This is a genomic window from Acinetobacter sp. ANC 3781, from assembly GCF_004331285.1.
Lineage (GTDB): Bacteria > Pseudomonadota > Gammaproteobacteria > Pseudomonadales > Moraxellaceae > Acinetobacter.
The window spans coordinates 1-23,483 of record NZ_SJOH01000009.1 but is presented as its reverse complement, the minus strand read 5'-3'; the positions used below and the strand labels follow the sequence as shown (position 1 = coordinate 23,483).

The window sequence follows — 23,483 nt, the reverse complement described above, 5'->3', positions numbered from 1 at the left end:
ACAAAAAATATCCCCAATTTCTGCAGATTAAAAGGGGATAGTTCTTAGTCGATTTTGTACGCATTTGCTCACATTAATCTCGGCTCTTTGCGTCTATACGATCGGAATAAAATTTCCTATGATGGGGACATAGAGAACAGGATGTTCCAGACAATAAAAAGAATAAAAAACAACATAAGGAATGTGCGGTACGACAGGAGTTATACCTAAGCAGCAAATACGAAAAAGCCCAACAGGATGTTGGGCTTTTTTTATAATTGATCACTTATTATAAAATGTAGCTTGTAGACTCTCTCAATGATCTTCTAGATGATAAACGTAATAGCTAATACTTTAGATTATTGATAATTTTAAACAAACATTTGTCTGAAATAGTTTTCATATATTCAGTGACTTGATTTTAAGGTAGGCAGAGAAATCATTTTGTTTTACAGATGAAATATATATGCTTAAAAAAGCTACTAAGTTTGTCTTGGTAATCAACAGTGATGTAGCGAACATAGTAAAACTGTTATCAGATATAAAACATGATGAACTGGACCGATCTTATCCAACACTATGGTTATTTTGCTATTTTTATTGGTAGCTTTTTTGAAGGTGAAACTGTTCTTATGCTGGGAGCCTATGCTGTACATCAGCATATCTTTAATTTCTGGTGGTTAATTATTGTGGCTATGTTGGGTGGTTTTTTGGGAGATCAACTCTATTACCAGATCGGCAAACACTATGGCATCGAATTTATTAAAAAGAGACCAAAATTGGCGCAAAAGTTTGAGCAATCAAGTCGGTTTATTGAAGATTATCCTGTATTAACTATTTTTATGATGCGGTTTGCTTGGGGGTTACGTACAATTTTACCCATTTCGATTGGGATCAAAAGCTATCCTTTGTTGAAATACATGCCGGTTAATATTGCTGCGTGTTTTATGTGGGCATTTGTAATTGTAAGTGTTGGCTTGCAAGTGAGTCATTGGTTACATGTGTTCTGGCAGAAAAACTTACCCTATCATCACGATTTTTATATTGTCGCCAGTGTTATTGCGTGTATTTTGATAGTACGTGGTGTTTACAGCATTTTCACTTATTACCGCAAAAGATAATTTAAAATAATTCCTGCTCACGTTATTAAAAAATAATATAAAAAACCCGCAATAATGCGGGCGTTACATCATTCAAAAGTTAATTAAATATAATAACTGGTTTTTGTCATTAACTTTGAAATGCCGGTCATGGCAATACGTACTGGTGCAGGTAAATCTACACCGCCAGCATTCAACGCTGTATCTCTATGATGCAACTCATCTTCATTCATTTGTACCAGAATTTTACGCGAACGCTCATCTTGCTCCGGCAACTGTTTAATATGGTCTTCTAAATGCAGACTGACTTGACGTTCAGTTTCGGCTACGAAACCTAGGCTGTATTTATCGCCGGCAATACCTGCAATAGCACCCATACCAAAGGACAGACCGTACCAGACCGGATTCAATAAGCTGGTATGGCTATCCAGTTCTTTTAAACGGCCTTCACACCAAGCCAAATGATCTTGTTCTTCAATCGCGGCCTGTTCCATTTCACGGCGTACATTGGGCAATTTTGCAGTGAGTGCCTGACCATGATAAAGGGCTTGTGCACATACTTCACCGCTATGATTTACCCGCATTAAACCGGCAACATGACGTGCTTCACTGACAGCGAGTTGGGTTTCCACAGCACTACCTGGGTTTTCACGCTGTGCAGAGGTCGTTCCGGGAACCAAGCTGCGAAGCGCCTGGTCAAACGAATGAATAAATTTGTCGATACCGGTATATTGACGCATAAAATTAATCCTCTAAAGCTTCTTTTTGCTGTGCTGCAAGCATAGGCTTAAGCCTGAACAGGAGCCATGTAGTGAAAATTGCGCTTAGAATAGCAGTAATACTGAAAAGTATTTTAATATCAATCTTGAATATACTTAAGATGATAATTGAAAATATAGCAGAGGATACCATGAATACCGCATTTAAAATGTTGTTTGCCGCTACTACACGTGCACGATGTGAACGTGGAGAAAAGGCTTGCATCATGGCATATAAAGGTACGATATAAAAACCGCCACTAATCCCGAGTAATGTCACAGCCAGCATGACATGGTAATAGCTCCAGCCTTGGGTAAATACATCCTTTAACCCTAGTATTTTACCGCTATGTTCAGGCACAAATGCTAAACTTGCTGCCAAATAAAAAGCGAAAACCGTCAGACCAATAGCTCCCACCGGCACCATCTTTAAATTGACTTCTGTACCACCAATTTTACGGCACAATAAAGAACCAACCCCAATTCCGACAGAGAAGAATGTTAAAAGCAGACTGACTACATTTTCAGAGGCATGCAGGTTTTGTTGGGTTAACTGGGGAATCTGGGTCAGATAGGTTGCGCCATAAAACCAGTACCAAGAATTACCTAATAAAATTATAAAGATAATTGGCAAGCTTTTGGCATACTTTAAGGTCTGAAAACTGGTTCTAAAAAAGTTCCAGTCAATTTTAATATCGGGGGAAGTGACATTTTGCTTTAACACAAAACGACTTGAGATATAGCCTAGAACAGCAATAGTCACCACAGTCAGGCTAATCCAGAACAGATTGCCATCTGATGCAGAAATCACCGCACCGCCTAAAATCATACCAATCAAAATGGCAATAGATGTGCCAGACTGGAACAAGGCATTTCCCGACATCAATTCATTGGGTCTTAAAATTTCAGGCAAAATGGCATATTTGATTGGACCAAAGAAGGTCGAATGCACACCCATTAAAAATAAAGCAGTTAATAATAGCCATAAATGCCCCAGTAAAAAGCCAGCAGAACCAATCAGCATAATCACAATTTCGAGTATCTTAATCCCTCGTACCAGTTGTGAACGTTCATATTTATCCGCAATCTGTCCGGCTGTGGCAGAGAAAATAAAATAGGGTAAAATAAACAGTAAGGCTGCGAGATTATTCAGTGTGCTGACACTGGCGCTTTGCTGATTGATCAAACCATAGGTAATGACCAGTAACAGGGATTGTTTATAGACATTGTCATTCAGTGCACCGAAAAATTGAGTGACAAACATTGGTAAAAATCGACGTGTACCTAAAAGATGTTCATTTTTTTCCATGGTTTATGGGCTTCATTAAGTTTTATTAAGAAATGTGAGCATTTGGTAAAATACTATAAAAAATCATGTATTATATTTTCAACCTATACTTTTGTGAAAATTCCAATAGATTTGAGCTTGTTAGAAAGCCGATTCTGGTGATTTCCATTACAAATATTATATTAGTTTAGAGTTCTTTATGCTTTCAAAACTGAATTTTAAAAAGTCGACTCTTACACTAAGTGTCAGCTCTTTCATAAAGTGGGATGACCAACATAAACAATTTTGTTTTAGTCTCTTTTTAATATTACTTGCCCAACAAAGTTTTGCACAGGTAACAGAACCTAATTCAACGGTCACTCAACCAGAATTTCAACAACAACTCAAGAGTGAAGCTGTTAAGCAAGGGATGGATAGCCCTGAAGAAATAGAAAAAATTGAAAACTTTCAACAGAACCCAACTGTTCCAGATAGTTTGCAAATGCTGCAACAGCAAGAACAAGCCGGGCAAGCTTTGGAAGAATTCAAGCCGATTGAATTTGATGATTTAGAAGAGTTGCCGATCGCGCCTGTTAGCCAAGCAATGGCAGACGAAATTTTTCGTGAGGCTGAAAACGCAAAAAATCAAGCACAGCAATATCGTGCTGGACAAGTTAATGAAGTGGTGGTTTCCGACGCGACTCAACAGGAACTGGTAGAAATTAATCACGCACCGGTGAATGTCGATCAATTGATGTCGAGCATTCAAGACGATAGCAAAATTGTGGTTGAAGCCAATGAAGCGGGAAGAACTTTACCTGAGTTAGCGGTTGCAGACGAAGTCAAAGAACCGAATTTATTTAAGCGTTGGCTCTATAAGATACGACCATCTAGTCAATTGAATACTGTAAAAGTTGCACGGATTAGTGCGGATGTAGTATTTGCCTCAGTAGAAAATCCGAGCGAGGTTTCAAGTAAGGCTTATAGTCAAGCCTTGGAAAATTTAGAAGATAATCTTAAAGGTAAGCTTTCAAGTTTTACCCAAGAATCCTTTAGTGATTTTCCCTCAGCACTGCCACAATTAAGAACCATGTCAAATCAGGCAGCTCAGGCAGTAGGTTTTTATAATGCCAAGTTTAAATTTGAGAAACTGAGCGAGAATCGGGTTCGGGTAAGTGTTACTCCCAATTCACCTGTGCTGATTAAAGAACAAAATGTAGAGTTTAGCGGAGCAGGTGAGCAGCAAGCGCAGTTCCAGGTTATCCGTGTATTACCTGATCAAGATGTCGGTGATATTTTCAATCACGGTTTATATGAACAAACCAAAACACGTATTAACGATGCCGCGAACAATAATGGTTATTTTGATAGTTACTGGCGTTTGCATGATGTAAAAGTGGCCCAACCACAAAATACGGCAGATATTAATTTACGTTATGAAACGGGCGACCGTTATAAATTAGGACCTGTTGAGTTTCGGATGAGTGATCCATCGAAACCTTTCCCAATCGACATGGATGTATTGCAAAGTATGGTGTCATGGGAAGATGGCGCTGATTATACCTTTTGGCGGGTCAACGGCTTAGCTAATAACTTAACCAACTCGCGTTATTTTAACTACACCTTGGTCGATGCAGTGAAACCAGATCCGATTGAAAAACAGCTGGAGCTTCCACCTGATATTCAAGCTTTGGTTGATCAGCAAAAAATATCTGAAAACGCCGCCCTGGTTCAGGATAAAAAACAGGCCGTTTCTGCAAAAGAAGTTACACAATCTGTAGTCGATGAAACGCAATTTGCCGGTAAGGTCGATACCGAAACTGATCAAAATTTGCGTCAACTTCAGGTTCAACAAGAAACAAAAGAAACCGAAGAAGAACGTTTAAAAGTTCAAGCACGGGAAGAAAAGAAAATCCCGGTGATTGTCACTTTAAATGCCGACCGTCTAAACAGTGCAGAAGTCGGGGCTGGTTATGGTAGCGATACTGGTGCGCGTGTGCGCGGTCAGTACCGCCGTGCCATTGTAAACCGCCGTGGCCATTCGTTTGATGCCAACTTGGAATTATCCAAAATCCGTCAGTCGATTGACGGCCGTTATAATATTCCTTATCACCATCCATTAAATGACTATATTAGTATGGTAGGCGGTTATGAGCGTGAAGAACGCGAAGATGTTGCCCAAGGCAATGGATTGATGATCGAATCTGCAGTTGCGGGTGTGGATCGAATTATTAAAAGACCACGCGGAAGTTGGCAACATACTTTTGGTTTACGTTATCGTTTAGATCGTATTACACAAGATGGGGTGGTAGATGCTGGAGAAATTCCGGATGCATTTTTAGCAAATGCGAATGAGCAGCAACAATCATTATTATTTGGCTATGAGGTTGCTCGTACCACCAGCGATAAGCGCGTCAATCCAGGCAAAGGCTTTAGACAAACTTATAAAGTTGAACTGGGCAGTGAAAGTTTATTATCCGATGCTGATATGGCGATTGTGAATGCGGGTTGGCGCTTTATCTATTCATTAGGTGAAAACGATAACCATCAGTTTGTGGGACGTGGTGACGTCGGTTATATCTTTGCACAAGATTTTACCAAAGTTCCTTATAACCTGCGTTATTTTACAGGCGGTGACCAAACTATTCGCGGTTTTGATTATAAAAGTTTATCGCCAGAAGAAAATGGATTTAAACTGGGTGGCCAAGCTTTAGCGGTAGGTTCTTTAGAGTATAACTATCAATTTAAAGAAGGCTGGCGTGCAGCTGTATTTAGTGATGTGGGGAATGCATACGACAAAGATTTTAATACGCCAACTGCATATAGTGTCGGTTTAGGGGTTCGTTGGGCATCGCCAATTGGTCCAATTCGGGTAGATGTGGCTTCAGGTATTTCTGATGACGATCATCCGATCCGGATTCATTTCTTCATTGGTTCACAATTATAATTTTTAAGTTTTAGAGAGCATTATGGCTGAAGTAGAACAGCAACCAGAGACAGAAACACCACGGCCAAAAAAACGTCGTATTTTGAGGAGTGTGTTAGTCACACTCCTTATAGTGCTGGTTCTACTTATTGCTTCCTTTGCTGTGATGTTTACTACCGATAAAGGCAGTAAATTCTTATTGGACCGGGTTTTACAGAGCCAAAAAATTATTGATTATGAATATGAAAGCGGTAATCTTTTACACGGCATTATTCTAAAAAATATCCTAGTTACCTTAAAACCTGTAGATGTTAAAATTGATCGTGCCGATGTGACGTTGGGCTGGCGTGCCATCTTAAACAAAGAAATTCATCTAAATCGTGCTGATGTACGTAATCTGCAAATTATCAGCAAGAATCCGGCAAGTGATGAAGCCTTTAAATTTAGTGTAATCCGTTTGCCCTTTGTTTTACGCTTAGATACCGCTGATATTGATCATTTAATGATTAAAACCTCAACGAGCAGCGTTAAATTTAATGATATTCATTTAAATAAGGCACTTTGGTCCGGTACAGAACTCAAGTTTGAAGATTCCCGCATGGATATGGGGTATCTGTCAGTAAAAAATGCGACTGGAGATATGAAATTTGAAGGTAAATATCCTTTACATGCTGTCGCTGATGTAAATATACCATCCCTGAATAAAAGCCTGAATATTCATGATATTAAAGTCGTTGCCAGAGGCACCTTAGATACTATTCAAGCGGGTGTAGCAACCAATACACCGGATTTATTAACCGGTTGGGCCGTAGTCCATCCGGTACGTAAACATGTGCCGATGTTTGGGGAGTTGCAGTTTAAACAATATCACTGGCCATTGATGACTGAACAGAAGCTGTTTACTAAAGATGGTGTAGCGAAATTTAATGGTGATATCGAGCGTTTAAATATCGATGTTGCGACGGACTTAAGTGGCAAAAATATTCCACAAGGTCAATATAACGGTAGCATGCATACCGACTTAGTCCATCAACTTGATATTAGTAATTTAAATGGCCAGCTCATGAATGGCGCCGTAAATGTCGCAGGTGTGGTGAGCTGGAAAGACCAAGTCACTTGGGATATGACGGGTCGTCTGGACAAAATTAATCCAAAAGACAAACTGATTCCTCTGGTGATTCAAGATTTTTTACCGCCAAGTCTGGATGCCAAAATCGCTTCTAAAGGCAGTTTAGACAAAGGTATGCATTTGAGCGCATTGGTTGATTTTGATCGTTATGAAACATGGAACCTAAAGCTCGATCAAGATGAGCAAAAAGGTAAAAAGCCAAATCCTATGCTACTTAATGTTGCTTGGAAAAATATTGACCGTGCCGTACCCTATGTAGGTTGGTTGAGCAGTAAATCAGGCGATGTTCAACTGGCATTGGTAGAAGGCAAACAGGATATTCATGTTGCAACTGCTGTAACTAAACATGACAAGGGCATGTTGCCTGAAGGTTTATATAAGGCACAGCTCAATCTTAAAAATAATAATCTGAATGTACCAAGCTTTAGCTACGTGGCAGGTAAAGGGAGCTTGAACGGAAGTGCAAAAGTTGAGTTGCCGACTGAAAAACGTCAATTAAAATGGAATGCCATTGTTAACGCCAAAGATTTTAATCCGCAAACCGTGGTTGATGCTGCACCGGTTAACTTATTAAATGGCCAAGTTAAAGCTGATGGGTTTGCTAAACCCAATCAGCAGATTATTCATTTAAATGCAATTAACTTGACCGGTCGTCTGGCACAGCAAAATAACAATGAAACCGTTCGTTTAACTGGACGTAGCACTGCAGCCATTTTATTCAACGATCAAAAATCAGGTGGCACATTTAAAAGTTTTGCTGTGAATTATGATGGTGCGCTGAATGCAAGTCATATTCAGGCAAGTGAAGGCTTACTCAAGTTTAAAGTTTCAGGTACACCTGAATTGATTAAAATTGCTGAATTACAGCATTCAGGGATTGCAGGTAAAATTTTTGCCAGCGGTTTAGTCAATCTTAAAAATGGCATTGGCTGGAATGTAAATGCGTCTCTGGTTCGATTTAAACCGCATTATTTTGTTTCCTCTGTACGTGGTGAGCTATCTGGTAATGTGAAAACTGAAGGAGTTTGGTCGGATACCCTAAAACGCATTAATATCGAAAAATTAAATTTGGCCGGTATCATTAATAATAAACCTGTTCGTGGAACAGGGAATTTGGCAATGGTGATTGATTCGAATCAAAAAGGCTTCTTGCCCAAACAGTTTGAAGCCAATAATTTGTATCTGTCCTATGCAAAAAACCAGATACAAGCGACTGGTAATGCACAAAACTTAAGATTAAAAATTAATGCACCTGCTTTATATGAAATTTATAGTGGGCTTCGTGGCCGTGCTTATGGCTATTTAAATGTGCAATCTCAACCACGTTTACGAGCCACTGCAAATCTGGCAGTAGATGATTTTGGTTTTAATAATTTATTCAGTGTTAAAAAATTACGTGTACAGGGTGAATTGCCAACCTCCGAACTTACTCCAACGCTCATGACGGCAAAAATGGAAAGTTTACGTAATGGTTCGCTTGAGATTCAAAAAGGTGAAATTTCACTGGCAGGCACTCGTAAAGCCCACATCTTGAAAGTTCAGGCAGAAAACCGAATTTCCAAATTTTATGTGCAATTGGCGGGTGGTTTTAATGCACAGAATGATTGGCTGGGGCAGATTCAGAAAGGTGATTTTGACTCTTTGCGTGCTCGATTAGTACAACGTCAAAATGCCTCGGTCATTTACAGTTCAGCTAAATCAGAGTTGTTTGTCGGTGCGCATTGTTGGTCAAGTCAGCAGAGCCAGTTATGTTTCGATCAGCCGATTCGTGTCAGTAAAACCAAGGGTAATATGTCCTTTGTTACCCAAAATGTCGATTTAAATGATTTTGCTGCATTTATGCCAGAAGGTTTGGCAATTACCGGTAAAGTGAATGGCTATGCAAAAGCAGCATGGGCACAAGGTGCCAAACCAAAAATAGATGCAAGACTGGTAACACGCAATGGTGTGATTGGATTGGCAGCTGAAGACCCACAAGATATTGGTTCAACATTAAGTTACAACGAAATTGGCTTAATTGCGAAAAGCGTATCTGAAGGTCTACAGGTTCGTTTAGATGTTAAAACTCCGGAAATTGGTACCGGTTATGCCAATGTGATTATTGATCCTTATAAAGCTGATAAACCAATGCGCGGTGAAGTGGCTTTCGATCAGGTACAACTCAAAGTCTTTAAACCCTTTATTCAAGATATTAGGTCACTCGCTGGAACCTTGTCTTTTGCAGGGAAAATCGCAGGAACACTGACTCAACCTTTATTTAATGGTGAAATGCGCCTGAAAGATGGTGCTATCAGTATGATTTCATTGCCGGTGAATTTAAACAATATTCAGGTGTATTCATCTATTCGACAAGATCATGCCAGCATTAACGGCGCATTTAATAGTGGTCAAGGTGTAGGGGCATTAACGGGTAATATAGACTGGAAAAATGATCCGCGTATTCAATTGCATTTAAAAGGTGAAAATCTGCTGATTCGCCAAGCACCGTTAATTACGGCAGTAGTCACTCCAGATTTAACTTTAGATGTTTTGCCATTCAAGAAAAAGTTAAGCTTAAATGGCAAGGTTGAAGTACCACGTGCCTTAATTTCAATGCCTGAAGCTTCGGCTCCAGTAGTCAATGTTTCATCAGATGTACGTATTGTTCATGAAGGACAAGATCAGCTTGCGATATTGAGAGCAGCTCGACCATGGGATATTCGTGCGGATGTGATGGTGAATCTAGGCAATCAAGTGATTTTCCAAGGTTTTGATAGCCGTATTCCACTACTCGGACGTTTATACTTATCACAACGCGGACTTGAAACAGCAATGCGTGCCAATGGTGCAATTGGTGTTAGTCAAAAGGTAAAAATTGAAGCCTATGGGCAAAGTCTGGATTTGAATCGTGCGATTGCCCGTTTTAATGGACCTTTATATAACCCAACCTTAGACGTTGATGCCAATAAAAGTGTACAAGGAAGTATTGTAGGGGTGCGGGTTACGGGAACAGCTACTAGCCCAAATATTCAGGTCTATAACGATGCGGGTTTATCTGAACAAGAAGCTTTAAATGCCATTATTACTGGTCGTATTAATGAGGGTACCAGCGGTATTAGTCAGTCAGAAGGCTTTAAGTCAGATGTAAACAATACTATTGCTGCCGCAGGAATTAGTATGGGCTTGGGGGGTACACGTGCCTTAACCAATCAAATTGGTCGTACTTTTGGCTTGAGTGGTTTAGCACTTGATGCCCAAGGAACGGGTGATGATACTCAAGTCAGTGTGACGGGTTATATTACGCCAGATTTGTTTATTCGTTATGGTGTAGGTGTATTTACACCCGTGAATAAGTTGACCTTACGTTATCAAATGAACAAGCGATTGTATTTAGAAGCGAGCCAATCCTTAGAACGAGCAATAGACGTATTCTATAATTGGAGATTCTAAGTTTTTAAAAAATATAGTTTTTTAATTACTTTTATTTGTTGTTAATAGATTTGAAAAGTTGTTTATCTATACGGCTGAGCAGCTTTTCATTTATCTAAGTATTAAGTATTAAGTATTAAGTATTAAGTATTAAGTATTAAGAATTATAAAAATATTTCATTATCTAATTTTTTAGATTCTAGAAAAATAAGAGTAGTAGCTAGAATCATTAAAATTCTGCGTATAAAAATTGTCACCTAAATAGATCTCTGCTGCGACACTGACCAACCCAGTTAATAAAAACATATGAGTAAAATTAAACAGCATATACGTTCGCTACTAATCCATATTTAATAACATTGAGGTAGTTGACGAGGGGTATAAAAGGTAAATTAAACATATACCCTAGTTGATGATTAAATATACTGTTTTTGTAAATTAAATACTAGCGTAGGATTTAAATATAAAAATTGGAATAAGGGGAGTTAAAAATTCAAAAGGAGACATTTGATAATAAAGTTCTTATTTATTATAGAAAAAATATTTTTATAAAGCTCAGATGTGAAAAAGCGAGAGTGGACTCTCGCTTTTTACTCTTAAACTATCTTACTAAAGTAAGAATAATTTTAGAATTATAGTGCTACGATGTTTACAGCATTCGGGCCTTTTTGACCTTGAGTGATGCTGAATTCAACTTGTTGGCCTTCAGCCAAAGTTTTGAAACCAGAGTTAGCGATTTCGCTGAAATGAGCAAAAACGTCAGGACCGTTTTCTTGTTGAATAAAACCGAAACCTTTAGTTTCGTTGAACCACTTAACAGTACCTTTAACAGTATTAGACATAATACAATCCTATAAAACTTTAATATTTTTGGTTTATTTAAAAACCCGGTGTTAACTTGAAAATAAGAATGGAACTTTAAATCTGAAAAACGAAGGATTATGACTAAAACTGCGAAATACAAAAAGATTTACCAGAACAAAACTATTTTTCTAGTTAAGATAAAGAATACAGGTGTATTTAAGAATATGCAAGTAAATCTTTATCTATTGATGGTTTTTATGGCTGGTATGTGTAAGCAAATAATTATATTTAGTAAATCAATAATTTATCTTTTGATTCTGCTTGGTTTTTTTTGAGTTGAAAGAATGCTTAGATTCTATTCCATAGTTTTAAACTGCTTTTTATTTAAAAATATGACGTGACTTATTTTTGATTGGTTATTTGATGCATTCAAAAATACTGAGTGACTGACTTTAACCAGCTTTGATTATATTTTTATTATTCACCCAGTGATTTTGTATTCAGAATTTAGTTAGGATTATGAATGCTCAAAAACGTTATTTTTTAATTGAAATTGAATAAAGTTTGCTTTGTTATGATTTAGGGCGTATAAAGCTAACTCGTTGATGCGGGATGGAGCAGTCTGGTAGCTCGTCGGGCTCATAACCCGAAGGTCGTTGGTTCAAATCCAGCTCCCGCTACCAACGAAAGAATACACAGTTTATAGCCTAATCTACACAGATTAGGCTTTTTTTATGCTTTTCGTTTAAGTTTAAAGCTTGGTTTTTCCTTGTATAAAGGATGAGTTATTTCATATTTTCCTTAACTTTGATTATGATGGTGGGAATAGGAGAAGGTTCATGAATAAGTTATTCACTTTAGTAGTATTGGTTGCTTTAGTAGGTTGTGCTGAAAAAAAACCGCTAACCGCCGAAGAGCAGTGGATGGGTTATTGTAAAAGTGTGGGAAATGCTGCAAACACGATTATGTATGACCGTCAGAATGCTATTGATAAAGCAGCGGCGTTAGAACATGCCAATAAAATTGAAGATGAAACGACAAAAACGTTCATCTTGGATATTGTTGAACAAGTCTATGCATTTCCATTAGCTGAGATTACTGCAGATCCCGAAGCAAGTCGTAATCAGTTCAAGCAAAAAATTACAGAAAAATGTATCGCGACTCCGCACGATAAAATGCCAGACTACAAACCGTTCTAAAGAACGGTTTTTTTATATTTATCGTTATCTTAAGGCTTTAAAATAGCCTAAGTATAGCCGGTATAAATTGTGACATTTGAGTAAATCATAAATATAGAAAAGCTTATACAAATAGTGAATAATAAAAATAACTACAAAAAAACTAAGGAGCGCTATATGGATGTCGTGGGTTATTTACATAATGCAGACTTGCTCTTAGAAGATGAACAGGGTGTTATCGTGATGGGTGGCAGTCACTACGTACTCAGTTTGGGCGATAAAGTCTATCTTCGACACATAATTGATCAAGAAACGAAGCTTTATCAGGTTCATATTTCATTTGCCAGCGCAGAGCATGCTATGCTGCATGAAGATGAAATTCAGGTTAAATTTGAAGGTTGTCGCGAAGATTTACGTAAATACATGAATGCAACGACAGTCCACTAAGGTTGAATATTTTTCTTTTTAAGAAGAGGGCAACATTAGGTTGCCTTTTTTATGTATGAGTTTCAGTCAAAAGTTAATTATCATCCTGATTAAAGCTGTACATTGGGGTGGGCTTGATCATTGAGTGATCAATATGGGCATCATTTAGATACTAAATAATGGACATCATAAAGAAACACTCTAGTTGCATTAACTTTTAACTGGAATTTTAGTAAAATTTGGCAGTCCATATTATTTGTGAAGCTTTATAGAAGCTGGAATTCACAGGTAATTTTTTAAAAAAGAGGAATAACACCGTGCTAGAAGCTTACCGCCAACACGTTGAAGAACGTGCCGCACTCGGAGTCCCACCGAAGCCACTTGATGATGCTCAAACAGCTGACTTGGTAGAACTGTTAAAAAATCCACCAGCTGGTGAAGAAGCATTTTTAGTTGATTTGCTAGAAAACCGTGTTCCTGCAGGTGTTGACCAAGCTGCTTATGTTAAAGCTGCTTTCTTGGCTGCTTTAGCAAAAGGTGAAGCGACTTCTCCACTTATTTCTAAAGAACGTGCGGTTTACTTACTAGGTACTATGCTTGGTGGTTATAACGTTGCACCTTTAGTTGCATTACTTGACGATGCTGAGCTTGCTGAATTAGCTGCTGAAGCATTGAAAAAAACGCTTCTTGTATTTGATGCGTTCCATGACGTTGCTGATAAAGCAAAAGCGGGTAACGCAAACGCTCAAGCTGTTATGCAGTCTTGGGCTGATGCTGAATGGTTTACGACTCGTCCAGACGTTCCATCTGAAATTAAATTGACAGTTTTCAAAGTAACTGGCGAAACAAATACAGATGACTTGTCTCCAGCTCAAGATGCTTGGAGCCGTCCAGACATCCCATTACATGCAAATGCGATGTTGAAAAACGAACGTGACGGGATCAACCCAGAAATTCCTGGTGAAGTGGGTCCACTTAACCAAATCAAAGAACTTATCGCGAAAGGCAACCAAGTTGCTTACGTAGGTGACGTTGTTGGTACGGGGTCATCTCGTAAATCTGCAACTAACTCTGTACTTTGGTTCTTTGGTGATGATATCCCGCACATCCCGAACAAAAAAGACGGTGGTTACTGCCTAGGTTCTAAAATCGCTCCAATTTTCTTCAACACGATGGAAGACGCTGGTGCGTTGCCGATCGAGATCGACGTTGCCAACATGAACATGGGCGATGAAATCGTTCTTAAAATTGATCATGCTGCTGCGAAAGTTACTGCGTCTAAAGACGGTGCGGTAATTGCTGAAGCTGAACTTAAAACACCTGTACTTCTAGACGAAGCTCGTGCTGGTGGTCGTATTAACCTGATCGTTGGTCGTGGTTTGACGACTAAGGCTCGTGAAGCTTTAGGTCTCCCAGTATCTACCTTGTTCCGTGTTCCGGTTCAACCTGCTGCAACTGGCAAAGGTTTCACTCAAGCACAGAAAATGGTTGGTCGCGCTTGTGGTCTTCCTGAAGGTCAAGGTGTACTTCCAGGTACTTACTGTGAACCTAAGATGACCACTGTTGGTTCGCAAGATACAACTGGTCCAATGACTCGTGACGAATTGAAAGACTTGGCTTGCCTAGGTTTCTCTGCTGACCTTGTTATGCAATCTTTCTGTCATACAGCTGCGTATCCAAAACCAGTTGACGTTCAAATGCAACACTCGCTTCCTGATTTCATCATGAACCGTGGTGGTGTGTCTTTACGCCCAGGTGATGGTATTATTCACTCTTGGCTAAACCGTATGCTTCTTCCAGATACTGTTGGTACTGGTGGTGACTCGCATACTCGTTTCCCAATTGGTATCTCATTCCCGGCGGGTTCTGGTCTGGTAGCGTTTGCTGCTGCGACTGGTGTTATGCCATTAGACATGCCTGAATCTGTTCTTGTGAAGTTCAAAGGTAAAATGCAGCCTGGTATCACGCTACGTGACCTAGTACATGCAATTCCTTACTACGCAATCCAAGCGGGTGACTTAACTGTAGAGAAGAAAGGTAAGAAAAATATCTTCTCTGGTCGTATTCTAGAGATCGACTTAACAGAAATGGAAACTGACTTAACTGTTGAGCAAGCGTTCGAACTTTCTGATGCTTCTGCTGAACGTTCAGCTGCTGGTTGTTCTATCACGCTTTCTGAAGAGAAAGTTGCTGAATACCTTCGTTCAAACATCACTATGTTGAAGTGGATGATTTCTGAAGGTTATGGCGATGCGCGTACTATGGCTCGTCGTGTTGAGAATATGGAAAAATGGTTGGCGAATCCATCACTTCTTAAAGCTGATGCTGATGCTGAATACACTAAAGTATATGAAATCGATCTTGCTGACATTAAAGAACCTGTTCTTTGCTGTCCGAACGATCCAGATGATGCGAAACTTCTTTCTGACGTTCAAGGCGTGAAAATTGACGAAGTATTCGTTGGTTCATGTATGACGAACATCGGGCACTTCCGCGCAACTGGTAAGTTACTTGAGAAAGTTCCTGGTGGCGTACTTTCAACTCGTTTGTGGATTGCTCCACCTACGCGTATGGACGAACATCAGTTGATGGAAGAAGGTTTCTATAACATTTATGGTAAAGCTGGCGCGCGTACTGAAATGCCAGGTTGTTCATTATGTATGGGTAACCAGGCGCGTGTAGCTCCGAACACGACTTGTGTATCGACTTCTACTCGTAACTTCCCGAACCGTCTAGGTCAAGGCGCGAACGTTTACTTAGCTTCTGCTGAACTTGCTTCTGTTGCTGCTGTACTTGGTAAATTACCAACTCCAGAAGAATACCAACAGTATGCAGCTCAAATTGACAGCATGTCAGCTGACATCTATCAATACTTAAGCTTCGACAAGATGGGCGAGTACACAGACGCTGCTGCGAATGTAGATACCAAGAAAATTGCTGCTGCTCAATTGACTTAATTCATTGTTAATTAAGTAATAATTATTATAAGATAGGGGTTGATTAATCAGCCCTTATTTTTTTGAGAATTAGAATGAAAAATTTTGATATTTTAAAGCAGGAGTATTTAAATATTTTATCTGAACTAGATGAATCTTTTTTTAACACAGCTCATAAAAATAATAAGAAAGATGAGGGTTTGTCTGGCTTGTTTTTGGCAAGTGAACCTGATAATTATTGGATAGCAAAAAATAAAATTATGATTATTGGTGCAGAAACAAGAGGATGGAATATAAAGTTAACTCAACAATATAGTTTAGAGCATTATCTGCTAAGCTCAATTGAAAAAAATAAATATTTTTTTCAGAAAATGATGCATGAACCCAGAACTCGGAAAATTACTTTCCATGATTTTACAAGAGCAGTTGCTGATAAGTGTGGTTGCAATGGCTTGATCTACAGTAATTTATTTTGTTTTGCTTGGAATGAAAAAAGCCCAATAAAAACAAAATACTTTGATCAAATTAAAGCTATTTCATTCAAATTATTAAATGCTCAACTTAATTATTTTGAACCAGAAATCATTGTTTTTGCAAACGGTAGTCAAAATACAATTTATCGTAGAGAAATGTTTGATCCAAAGCTTTATTCACAAGGACAAAATTGGATTAGTGAAAATATAAATAAAAATCAACTATATAGATTTATTTATGATGAGAAATATGTATGTTACAAAATTCAACATCCTTCTACTATCAGAGGAAAAAATCTTGCTATTTCTGCAAGAAAAAAATTAATTGAATTGCTTCCATGCATATAAATAAAAATTGATATTTTTTTGTACTTCACAAGCAAATAATCCGAATACTCAAAATTCTAATTAATCAGGCTAAAAATCACTTGTCTGATTGATAGCTCATATACACTTGTTGAATATTAGGGAATCCTTAAATAAGAATCATCAGAACTTTGCCCCTAAATACTAATATATTCCGCGTGAATGGGGCATCTAGAATGCTAAAAAGCAAAAAAAACTATGTCTGTATGGAAGCGATACTATTAAAAAACGTATTGCTAAACAACTGGCAGAATTATTAATTTAGGTTTTGAAGCCATTATTTGGCAAAAGATCTATAAATCAAGCTTAATATTCATGATGGTTTAACCCTCTAAAAATTTTTATTCATATACTTTAAAGTGCATAAAGTAAAGGTCACACGGTTATGACAAATATTTATTATGTGCTTTAATAAGTTTAAAGATCATCATTTTCCATGCTTTACAGTTTCAGTAATTCATCGTTTAATCCACGCATTGTTAAATGATTTAAAAAGTTGATGTGGAAAAAATGGCTAAACAATCCCGATTCCTCTGTATTGGCGGATTCCTCAACGGAACCCAAGTCAAAGACCAAGGCGACAGCTTTGTCTGTGTCGAAAAGTCTAAAAATGTGACTTATCACAAACGTGAAATTTTCCATCCAGATTCTTGGGGTCATGACTATTATGTGTGTGAAACCACGACAGATCAACGAGCCAGAAACTGGGTGTATGACATCCAAACCAACTAATCTTTCATTGAGTAAATAATTTTAAACGAATGCTCAGATCTTAAAAAATGATTTGAGCCCTGTAAACTAAGTGATGTTAATGTTATACCCATACATAAAATTCATCATGTGTTTCTTACATTTTTCTAGCTAAACTTTTATCCATATTCCTTTAAAGCTGGATAAAAATGAAGCGAAGATGGGTAGAAATCTATGAATTTAAATAACTCCTTTAATATATTGGTAATTGCAGTTATTTTCTTATATATCGGGCGTCATTTAATCAGTAAAATTAACTTCTTTAAAACTATAATCTACCTAAACCTCTGTAATCGCGGTTTAGTTTTAGTCTTAATAACCTTTGTTTTATATATATTCTAATATTAATGCGACTTTTAGGTATGAATTAAATCTATTTTCAGATTCATGTTTTTTACATTAGCCGGCTTAGGCACAGATCTCTCCAAACTAAAAGAAAAAGGTAAAGCACTTTAATTCAATTTGGTTTAATATTAATTTGTTTTCTTCATGGATTTTGCTATGAGCAAATTTTAATCACTCGCATGTATTATTCATTCTGGTTTTGCTACAGCGCGATCTGGTTGAGATAAGAGCTATAACCTCTATAAGCAATTTTGTACTTCCTACTAAATGCCTTCAACGATCAAATTATGAATCCCACTAATCAACTTACTTGAGCTGCCAAATTAAAATGGGTTAGTTTTTTTGGTGCCAAAACTCACCAAGATCGGAACTGAATGTTTGTATAGTAGGGTAGCTAGATCATAGTCATTCGTCGCACTTCCACCATGAATAATCAATGAGATCAGGTGGTAGATTAAATTCTTTAGCCCATTGCCTTCATTTGCTAAATCTTCAGCAATACTCACTGCACTGTATTTCCCTAAAACGTGGCTGTGTGATACATGAAATAACAGATACTGGCTTTATCTAAAGTATTTGCATTTTTTTTAAAGTCATCTAAACCTAATTGTTTTCGGGCGCAATCACCAATACATTTTGAATATCCAATAGGGTGGGGAGTATCTTATTTTTATTGATTCTACCTTCTTTGGTCAAACATTCTAATTTGCTGAGAGCGCTGTGCAACTTCACTTAGGTGGTAACTCAAATCGATATCCTCTACCATTAATTGAAAAACCATATTGAGGGTAAAAGCTGGACTTTTTTGACATTGATTGTTCATATAAATAAAGGATAATAGATCATTTATTTATATGAACTCTTTTTTATGCCCATAAATGATATTAATAAGTTAAATACTATTTTTAGTGAAATAACAGCAAACAATAAAAAACCTGAAAAAATATTAATAGGATATAAGGTTTATGCTGAATTGATGAAGGATCGCAGATTCTTTGAAAAGGTAGTAGGCTCGGCAATGGATCCAAATAAGCGTACATATAACAATATTAAAATTAAAGTTACTCAAGATGACTGTCAGCTTGAAGTAAAGTGTTCAGTTTAACAAGTTTAGATAGTAACAAAAGCCTGGTCAAATAATCAGGCTATTGTTGGAACCTATTGCAAATGACTTTCAAAATAAGCCTAGTAAAATAGTATGCATTCTCTAGTAATAGCAATTCCTAGTTTCAGCCTGTGCCTTCCCCAAGACTCAGGCCTTTTTTTGCTTAAAATTAAGGAGAAACATATGCTTCAATTACTAATGTGTTTATTTGGTTTTGATGGTGCAACAGAAATTGATTACACGGTTGATGATAAAGAGATTAAAGTGTACCAAGATTAGTCGAAAAAAGTTAAGTAATAAACATTTAAGAAAATATAAGATTAATTTGAATACTCATAATATTTTTTATTTTCATAATGTTGAAACAATTTAATTCTATATTTAATGAAAATAAAGACGTAACTACAAAAAATCTAAAGTTTCAGCGTAAATTAAGCCTATTTAATTTGGGAGAGTTAGATAGGTTTTTTTATTAAAATATATTTATATTATCCTCCTTGTCGAACGTATTACGACACGTAAACCCCGTCATTAATTTGTCGGGGTTTTTCTTTTCTTGTAGTGATCTGCCTTCATGGTGAAACTGAAATTGATTACACGATTGATGGTAAAGAAATCAAAGTGTGTCGAGCTTTTTGAAAGAATTTAAATAAGTCTTATAAAATTATATTTATACAAAACAAAAAATATTTAGGATTAATCAAGAAAAGGATTTTTGTTAATTTTTTTCATTTCTAATAAAAATAAGAACGCTGCCATGATAAATAATACTGCAACTGTGAAAAAAAACATGTCTTTTAAATATATTGCTACCGCAATGTTTAAAGTACTTATAGCTAAGAAAAAAATAAAAATCACATAATAAATCTTATATCTCATAGTTTTTGTCACAATTAAGTATTAATAGTGTTAACAATATATCAAGTTTATTTAATTTTAATTAAGCAAAAACTTACATTTTTAGATTAATTAAATAATCGCCAAATATACCATAGCCCATAACTCCCCATTCAGATCACTAATTTGGCAGGGGCTTTCTTTTCCTTATTAGGAGTTCTGTGAGAAACACAGTACAAGCTAAAAAATGAATTTAAATTCTTATTGTGATTTATTTAACAAGATGTACATCTGGCTATGATTTACTATTTTTATCATTGAAGAATAGAGGTGTGTATGTATTACAAACATAGACTTGAAGAAATTGCCGCCTTAAATAATGAAGGTGATGAAGTGGTTGTAACAAGGATTTATGAGCCCAAATCTGGAAGGAATTTCAATTCAACTATTAGTGGAGATATATATCGACCCTCTAATCAAATTATTGTTGATGGGCAAGTTATAAGACTATCTTTAGATAATTGTTTTATTCACCCCAAGAATAAAAAAATATATTCAATTTGATTAAAATTATTGTTAAAACCACCTTCGGGTGGTTTTTTTAATAGGTTTAATTTAGGAATATTCACCATTATAAAGCCTTGGCTGGTCAGAAGCTTGTCAAAAACAAATCAAGGATCAAGCCATTAGCTCAAGCAAAAAAAAATCTTAGAAGTTGAACAAGATTTTGAACAGGTACTTGAGTATATTTACAATCAAATATGAAAAGAAATTTTAATCCACTAAATGTTGGTACTTTGATTTTCATCTAAATATTTTTTTAAAGTGATCAGTATTGTTCAAGATCCTGTTTACGCTACATATTCTATACAACTAAGGGAATATTAAATCATTGGAATAGGTAAAGAAGCAAGCTATAAAGTTCATTCGATTTAATGAGATAGTTATGATTAAAATGGATTGCTTTGCAATTGAGGTAGAGATACCTGCTAATAAGTGCCCTAAAGTAAGAGGCCGAAAAAGATTAATAAAAGAAGGAAAAGCCAAACTTCTGTTATCAAATAATACTTCAATGAGAAGAGCCCTGGAGGGTTTTACAAGATATGGATTATCGAGTGGCAGGAATGCAATAGTTTTGACATGTTCTGAGTTTAAGAACCGAGAAAATCAAATTGCAAGCTTTCTAAATAAAAGATTTGAGGATGATTGGAAGCTTAAACTGATACCTATCAAGATTAATTAATCTATTTACTCACCGTTGTGGGTTTTTTATAGCTATCTCTTACCCCCGAAAGGTAGTTTTTTATGGAGCATGAGAATTGATAGATCTAAATAAAGAGAGATTTAAGAGATTTTCAAATTGAAGACTTATTGCAGCGCGGCACGATTGATGAAGTAAAGCCATCACAGAAAACTACAGTAAAAATTAAAAGTAGAAAAAGAGGTACAAGCAGGATGTTTAATAAACACGATTTAATTTCACTTCAAGGTAGCTACTTTAGAAAAAATTTTTAATAATCAAGTTTTTGCACTGATTAGTAACATCTCAGCGTTTTAATTACAAATCCCTATAAGTAAACTGAGTCGGATACTAAAGATGCGGTAATGTATATGAAGATTGGTCGAGTAATCAACGGCATATTGGAGCAAGTAACTAAAGAAAATCTTACAATAGTGCTAAGTAGTAAAACACTGAAAATTACAGAATCGACCATTGGTGCAGTTAAAGTAAGTGAAAATGATTAATTTTGACCTTCGTAATTTATCTGATATTTAATTTAAAGGACCAAGAGATGTAGCAATTACCGCAGAAATGCATTTTGGATTCGGTATTTGGTGTGGTTGTTTTTAACGAAGTCACTACTGATGTCAAATGGGGAGTCAAATCTGGAACTATTACTCGTACAATTATTGCTACAAATCCAGGAGAAGATTATAGCTTCTTTGTATTTGATATAGTGGTTATCATTAGGGGATGTTGGCGGAGAGGGTATGAAGGAGAGAGAACTTAAGCATATGAAACCTAATACTATCTTCAGTATAGGGGTTTTTTTAAATCACGAGAATATATTTCCTTTTTTATAAATCTAATTTTAAATATATATCAGCATTTTTACTACCACATCCAATACTAACTTATTCTAAAAATTTTATAATATTTCCAATTATTTGCAGCGAAAAATAAATCCTTTTTATCTCTAGGAGATATTAAGTAGTAGGATTTAGTATTTCAAACAGTAGAGTTGATAGATAAAGCCACACGATTACGACCATTTTTTTTAGCTATATACATACATGGCAGTATCTGCTGCATCAACTAATGGCTCCCACTTTGAATCTATTTTAGGAATACTGGAATGTACCCCTACGCTAATCGTTACTTTTAATTCACTATTGTTAGATAAAATCAATGATGTTTCATTTACTGCTTTTCGTATACGGTTTGCGACAATTTCAGCACTTGCCAACGGGGTATTAGGTAAAATAAATACAAACTCTTCTCCCCCATAGCGCGCAGCTATATCAGTGGAGCGACAATTTAATTTTAATATTTTAGCTATATGTTGAATAACTTGATCACCTTGTAAATGACCATATGCATCATTAATTTTTTTAAAATGATCAATATCAATTACCATTACACTTAATATAGAACCTTGTTGTGCAGATTTTTGCACAATTTTTTCTAACTCTCGAACCAACGTAGCTCGGTTGGGTAGCTGAGTTAAATGATCAAGACGTGCTTTTCCTTGTTCCAATGCAACGTCCCGATCCCTAAGCATGACCAAAAATCCAGAAGACAAGGCCATCATTTTGAAAAAAAGCATTAAGCAAACAGTCCATATTGCAAGAATATCCCAAGTTGAGGCTTGTAGGGGTAGTTCTAGGTTATTGGTGGTTTGAGTAAAGATTAATGAAGACGTAGTTATTAGTTGAATAATCACCGCACAAATTATTAATACCCATCCGCTACCTTGTATTTTAGAACGCATATGCAATAAAAGAATAAGGATATAGAGATTCTGTAGAATAGTAATTCCACTTTGTAAGATGTTAAATTGCATGAGAGATGCGGGAAGATAAACAATAACTAAAAATATAGAAATTCCCAGCGGTAAAATTAGAATAGTTAGATCTCTTTTCCATTCTGTATTTTGGTTGAAACGGTACAAGCCTATTGTAAATGTTGCTATAGCCGCATTAATGAGAAGAGTTGATATAACGTGAAATTGAGCCAGTTCTAAAAGAATTTGCAATGTATAGGCCGTATAGGAAAGGCCATATAGAAGTATGCTTGCTATTGCCCAAGATAAGCCTTGCTGCCAGTATTTTTTACCTAAAGCCCACATTACCCAGGCTACTGTAAATGCAAACATTGCAGTCATACTAAAAGCGGTTAAAAAATCAGGTGTAAAAGATTTCACTTTATACCTCTTATAGTACTGTTTATTAAGTGTTCTATTATTCTTAAATATCAAGTATTTTATAAAACTTTAACATCTATTAATTGTTAAATTATTTTAACAAGTAAAATAGGATTGGAGAAAAAATTTGTCTGAATAAAGTTGTCTTCAGGCTTGGGTTTTGTAATTGTAACATATTATTTTAAAATAATTATTTAGTTAAATTTGAATTATTTTTGATAAATTTTTGACAGCTTGATGAAACACTTATCTGATGAATATTGGTATTATT

Annotated in this window: 15 protein-coding genes and 1 tRNA gene; 12 read left to right on the top strand and 4 right to left on the bottom strand. The window is 36.4% G+C overall.

Features of this window, described 5'->3' with window-relative positions; translation table 11 throughout:
• Window positions 1-527 precede the first annotated feature (527 nt).
• Window positions 528-1,100, top strand: coding sequence for a DedA family protein (locus E0H89_RS08060; protein ID WP_131216128.1), 573 nt, complete (start codon window positions 528-530; stop codon window positions 1,098-1,100).
• A gap of 83 nt (window positions 1,101-1,183) precedes the next feature.
• Here E0H89_RS08060 and coq7 read toward each other — a convergent pair whose 3' ends face one another.
• Entirely contained in the window at window positions 1,184-1,819 is a 636-nt protein-coding gene (gene coq7, locus E0H89_RS08055) for a 2-polyprenyl-3-methyl-6-methoxy-1,4-benzoquinone monooxygenase (RefSeq protein ID WP_131216127.1), read from the bottom strand.
• Window positions 1,820-1,823: 4 nt separating this feature from the next.
• Window positions 1,824-3,146, bottom strand: coding sequence for an MFS transporter (locus E0H89_RS08050; protein ID WP_131216126.1), 1,323 nt, complete (start codon window positions 3,144-3,146; stop codon window positions 1,824-1,826).
• 178 nt (window positions 3,147-3,324) lie between these two features.
• On the opposite strand from E0H89_RS08050, the gene E0H89_RS08045 reads away from it, so the two are divergent.
• Both E0H89_RS08045 and E0H89_RS08040 read left to right on the top strand, forming a co-directional pair.
• Window positions 3,325-6,051 (top strand): autotransporter assembly complex protein TamA, encoded by a 2,727-nt coding sequence (locus E0H89_RS08045; protein ID WP_131216125.1) that lies wholly within the window; start codon window positions 3,325-3,327, stop codon window positions 6,049-6,051.
• A gap of 22 nt (window positions 6,052-6,073) precedes the next feature.
• On the top strand, window positions 6,074-10,588 hold the full coding sequence (locus E0H89_RS08040; protein ID WP_131216124.1) for a translocation/assembly module TamB domain-containing protein: 4,515 nt from the start codon (window positions 6,074-6,076) through the stop codon (window positions 10,586-10,588).
• Window positions 10,589-11,199: 611 nt separating this feature from the next.
• Here the strand turns inward: E0H89_RS08040 and E0H89_RS08035 are convergent.
• Window positions 11,200-11,409 carry a cold-shock protein gene (locus E0H89_RS08035; RefSeq protein WP_053577989.1) on the bottom strand — a complete coding sequence of 70 codons (210 nt, stop codon included), beginning with the start codon at window positions 11,407-11,409 and terminating at the stop codon, window positions 11,200-11,202.
• A gap of 568 nt (window positions 11,410-11,977) precedes the next feature.
• Here E0H89_RS08035 and E0H89_RS08030 point away from each other — a divergent pair.
• The 9 genes from E0H89_RS08030 (at window position 11,978) to E0H89_RS07990 (ending at window position 21,030) form a co-directional block, all read left to right on the top strand.
• Window positions 11,978-12,054 (top strand) — tRNA-Met (locus E0H89_RS08030).
• A 156-nt stretch (window positions 12,055-12,210) separates the two neighbouring features.
• On the top strand, window positions 12,211-12,570 hold the full coding sequence (locus E0H89_RS08025; protein WP_131216123.1) for a hypothetical protein: 360 nt from the start codon (window positions 12,211-12,213) through the stop codon (window positions 12,568-12,570).
• Window positions 12,571-12,726: 156 nt separating this feature from the next.
• Window positions 12,727-12,996: a hypothetical protein gene (locus E0H89_RS08020; protein WP_131216122.1), complete on the top strand. Its 270-nt coding sequence runs from the start codon at window positions 12,727-12,729 to the stop codon at window positions 12,994-12,996.
• Between the two features lie 296 nt (window positions 12,997-13,292).
• Window positions 13,293-15,932: a bifunctional aconitate hydratase 2/2-methylisocitrate dehydratase gene (locus E0H89_RS08015; RefSeq protein WP_131216121.1), complete on the top strand. Its 2,640-nt coding sequence runs from the start codon at window positions 13,293-13,295 to the stop codon at window positions 15,930-15,932.
• A gap of 74 nt (window positions 15,933-16,006) precedes the next feature.
• Window positions 16,007-16,732: a hypothetical protein gene (locus E0H89_RS08010; RefSeq protein ID WP_131216120.1), complete on the top strand. Its 726-nt coding sequence runs from the start codon at window positions 16,007-16,009 to the stop codon at window positions 16,730-16,732.
• A gap of 528 nt (window positions 16,733-17,260) precedes the next feature.
• Window positions 17,261-17,482 (top strand): hypothetical protein, encoded by a 222-nt coding sequence (locus tag E0H89_RS08005; protein ID WP_131216119.1) that lies wholly within the window; start codon window positions 17,261-17,263, stop codon window positions 17,480-17,482.
• Between the two features lie 1,231 nt (window positions 17,483-18,713).
• Complete coding sequence (locus tag E0H89_RS08000) at window positions 18,714-18,950, top strand: hypothetical protein (RefSeq protein ID WP_131216118.1); 237 nt, start codon at window positions 18,714-18,716, stop codon at window positions 18,948-18,950.
• 1,173 nt (window positions 18,951-20,123) lie between these two features.
• The gene (locus E0H89_RS07995; RefSeq protein ID WP_131216117.1) at window positions 20,124-20,351 is read left to right on the top strand and encodes a hypothetical protein; all 228 of its coding nucleotides are present in this window, start codon (window positions 20,124-20,126) and stop codon (window positions 20,349-20,351) included.
• Between the two features lie 382 nt (window positions 20,352-20,733).
• Window positions 20,734-21,030, top strand: a complete 297-nt coding sequence (locus tag E0H89_RS07990) for a hypothetical protein (RefSeq protein ID WP_250697850.1) — start codon at window positions 20,734-20,736, stop codon at window positions 21,028-21,030.
• Between the two features lie 1,036 nt (window positions 21,031-22,066).
• Here E0H89_RS07990 and E0H89_RS07985 read toward each other — a convergent pair.
• Window positions 22,067-23,212 carry a GGDEF domain-containing protein gene (locus E0H89_RS07985; protein WP_131216116.1) on the bottom strand — a complete coding sequence of 382 codons (1,146 nt, stop codon included), beginning with the start codon at window positions 23,210-23,212 and terminating at the stop codon, window positions 22,067-22,069.
• Window positions 23,213-23,483: the final 271 nt, after the last annotated feature.

Excerpts from the sequence above, each read along its gene's own strand:
- E0H89_RS08060 (WP_131216128.1), top strand. The coding sequence starts at position 528 with ATGATGAACTGGACCGATCTTATCCAACACTATGGTTATTTTGCTATT.
- coq7 (WP_131216127.1), bottom strand. The coding sequence starts at position 1,819 with ATGCGTCAATATACCGGTATCGACAAATTTATTCATTCGTTTGACCAG.
- E0H89_RS08050 (WP_131216126.1), bottom strand. The coding sequence starts at position 3,146 with ATGGAAAAAAATGAACATCTTTTAGGTACACGTCGATTTTTACCAATG.
- E0H89_RS08045 (WP_131216125.1), top strand. The coding sequence starts at position 3,325 with ATGCTTTCAAAACTGAATTTTAAAAAGTCGACTCTTACACTAAGTGTC.
- E0H89_RS08040 (WP_131216124.1), top strand. The coding sequence starts at position 6,074 with ATGGCTGAAGTAGAACAGCAACCAGAGACAGAAACACCACGGCCAAAA.
- E0H89_RS08035 (WP_053577989.1), bottom strand. The coding sequence starts at position 11,409 with ATGTCTAATACTGTTAAAGGTACTGTTAAGTGGTTCAACGAAACTAAA.
- E0H89_RS08025 (WP_131216123.1), top strand. The coding sequence starts at position 12,211 with ATGAATAAGTTATTCACTTTAGTAGTATTGGTTGCTTTAGTAGGTTGT.
- E0H89_RS08020 (WP_131216122.1), top strand. The coding sequence starts at position 12,727 with ATGGATGTCGTGGGTTATTTACATAATGCAGACTTGCTCTTAGAAGAT.
- E0H89_RS08010 (WP_131216120.1), top strand. The coding sequence starts at position 16,007 with ATGAAAAATTTTGATATTTTAAAGCAGGAGTATTTAAATATTTTATCT.
- E0H89_RS08005 (WP_131216119.1), top strand. The coding sequence starts at position 17,261 with ATGGCTAAACAATCCCGATTCCTCTGTATTGGCGGATTCCTCAACGGA.
- E0H89_RS08000 (WP_131216118.1), top strand. The coding sequence starts at position 18,714 with ATGCCCATAAATGATATTAATAAGTTAAATACTATTTTTAGTGAAATA.
- E0H89_RS07995 (WP_131216117.1), top strand. The coding sequence starts at position 20,124 with ATGTATTACAAACATAGACTTGAAGAAATTGCCGCCTTAAATAATGAA.
- E0H89_RS07990 (WP_250697850.1), top strand. The coding sequence starts at position 20,734 with ATGATTAAAATGGATTGCTTTGCAATTGAGGTAGAGATACCTGCTAAT.